Origin of the sequence: Kitasatospora sp. NPDC007106 (assembly GCF_040634455.1) — a bacterium.
GTDB lineage: Bacteria > Actinomycetota > Actinomycetes > Streptomycetales > Streptomycetaceae > Kitasatospora > Kitasatospora arboriphila.
The window spans coordinates 1-2,345 of record NZ_JBEYFP010000877.1; the positions used below are offsets into that span (position 1 = coordinate 1).

Genomic DNA, 2,345 nt, shown 5'->3' on the forward strand with positions numbered 1-2,345 from the left:
CGAAACGTGGGCCCCACCGGGGCCTGGTTCCGCATGCCTGCCCGGGGCTTGTCGAGAGGACGTTCATGACTTCCGGTCACGAGACCACCGCTGCCACCACCTCCACCAAGGCCACCACCAAGCGCAACCGAGTCCGCGTGGCCGTCGTGGCCGGCGCCGCCGTCGCGGCGCTGCCGGTGGCCGGACTCGTCTCGGCCCCCTCGGCCTCGGCCGCCTCCGCCTCGACCTGGGACGCCGTCGCCCGGTGCGAGAGCGGCGGCAACTGGTCGATCAACACCGGCAACGGCTTCTACGGCGGCCTGCAGTTCACCGCCAGCACCTGGCGCGCCTACGGCGGCACCGCCTACGCGTCCCAGGCGAACCAGGCCAGCAAGGCGCAGCAGATCGCCGTCGCCGAGAAGGTGCTCGCCTCGCAGGGCCCCGGCGCCTGGCCGGTCTGCTCCAGGAAGGCCGGTCTGACCAGGGGCGGCGCGCCGGCCCAGGTCGACACCGCCACCAAGACCAAGCCCGCCAAGTCCACGCAGACCTCCAAGTCCAAGCCCGCCCACACCCCGAAGTCCGCCCCTAGCTCCACCGAGGCCACGCGATCGGCGCGGACCCAGGCCCCGTCGGCCCCGGTCAACTCCCCGAGGAACGGCGCGCCGACCGGCACCTACACCGTCAAGAGCGGCGACACCCTGAGCGAGATCGCGGTCAAGTTCAGCACCGACGTGCAGAGCCTGTACACCAAGAACATCCGGACCATCGGCGGCGACCCGGACCTGATCTTCCCGGACCAGGTGCTGGACCTCTGACCCCTGATCGGACCACGGCCGGCCACCCCTGCGAGGGGCGGCCGGCTCCGACGCGTGGACCACCGTGCCCGGCGCCGTACGTGGACCCGTATGCGGCCCTCGGCGTGCGACCAGGCATGACCGTCCCGGCGCCCGCGCCCGTAGGCTCGCAGGGAGCCGAGACCGATGAGGAACGGCGAACCCACCGCCCCCCTGTGCGGCGGCGAGGGCCACGCACCGGTGGAAGTGGCGCGGACCTTGCCCGCGGCGGCCGAGGTCACCGGCGACGGGCGGGGTGGCGCCGGCACCACCTGGTTCACCTGCGTGCACGGTCTGCACACCGGGGGGACCGGCCCTCCGCGATCACCCAGGCCGTCTCCTGCTGGCACACCCCGGACGGCCTGTTCGCGGCGCACCCGGACCGCGCCTCGTTGTGGCGGGCGGACGACGCCGCCGACCGGCCCGTGCCGGCGGTGCCGCGGACAGCCGGATACTCGCACCGGGCGCGGTGTCACCTGCTGGCACCGGAGGACGGACGCGGGCTGCGGCGGCCCTTCGACCACCCCGAGCCAGACCCGGCAACCGCCCCGACCGGACCAGCCAGCCAGCCGCGGCCACGCACGACCAGTACACCGTCGCGCCACCGGGAATCGTCGTGAGCGCCGGCGCCCGATCGATTGTTGAACGTTGAACGCGACGTCCGAATACCGCCGGGCTCGTGATCGCCGGCGCCCGATGATCGAGTCATGTCCGAGAACACGACAGCGAGTTCGGGGGAGATCACGATGGGCAAGACCATGGCGGCCGCGCGGCTGGCGGGCAAGGTGGCGCTGGTGACCGGCGGCAGCCGGGGGATCGGCGAGGCGGTCGCGCTGCGGCTGGCCGAGGAGGGCGCGGACGTGGCGCTCACCTACCGGGACAGCGCCGGGCGTGCCGAGGCGGTCGCGGCCGAGATCGAGGGAATGGGCCGCCGTGCCTGGGCCGTACGGGCGGACAGCGCCGACCCCCGGGCGATCCGGGAGGCCGTGGACGCGGTGGCGACGCGGTTCGGCCGACTCGACATCCTGGTGAACAACGCGGGCGTCGGCGTGGTCGGCCCGATCGAGGAGACCGACGAAGCCGACATCGACCGGGTGCTGGACGTCAACGTCCGGGGCCCGCTGCTGGCCTCCAAGGCGGCCGTTCGCCACCTCGGCGAGGGCGGACGGATCGTCACCATCGGCAGCTGCATGGCCGAGCGGGTCGCCTTCCCCGGCGGCTCGGTGTACGCGACCAGCAAGGCGGCCCTGTCCGGGCTCACCAAGGCGCTGGCGCGGGAGCTCGGGTCACGCGGCATCACCGCCAACCTGGTGCACCCCGGTCCGACCGACACCGACATGAACCCGGCCGACGGGCCGAGCGCCGAACTCCAGGCCGGCTTCACCGCGCTGGGTTCGTTCGGCACTCCGGCGGACGTGGCCGGCACCATCGCCCACCTGGTGGGCCCGGAGGGCCGGTACATCACCGGTGCCGCGATCGCGGTGGACGGCGGGTTCGCGGTCTGAGCCCCGCGGGCCCTTCGGGAGCGCGGCC

The 2,345-nt window shown here is 74.0% G+C and carries 2 protein-coding genes; both read left to right on the plus strand.

Going from position 1 to position 2,345, the window contains the following annotated elements; translation table 11 throughout:
* Nucleotides 1-65: 65 nt before the first annotated feature.
* On the plus strand, nt 66-794 hold the full coding sequence (locus tag ABZ641_RS33520) for a transglycosylase family protein (RefSeq protein WP_359988030.1): 729 nt from the start codon (nt 66-68) through the stop codon (nt 792-794).
* A gap of 776 nt (nt 795-1,570) precedes the next feature.
* Nucleotides 1,571-2,317 carry a 3-oxoacyl-ACP reductase family protein gene (locus ABZ641_RS33525; protein WP_359988033.1) on the plus strand — a complete coding sequence of 249 codons (747 nt, stop codon included), beginning with the start codon at nt 1,571-1,573 and terminating at the stop codon, nt 2,315-2,317.
* The last annotated feature ends 28 nt before the right edge of the window (nt 2,318-2,345 follow it).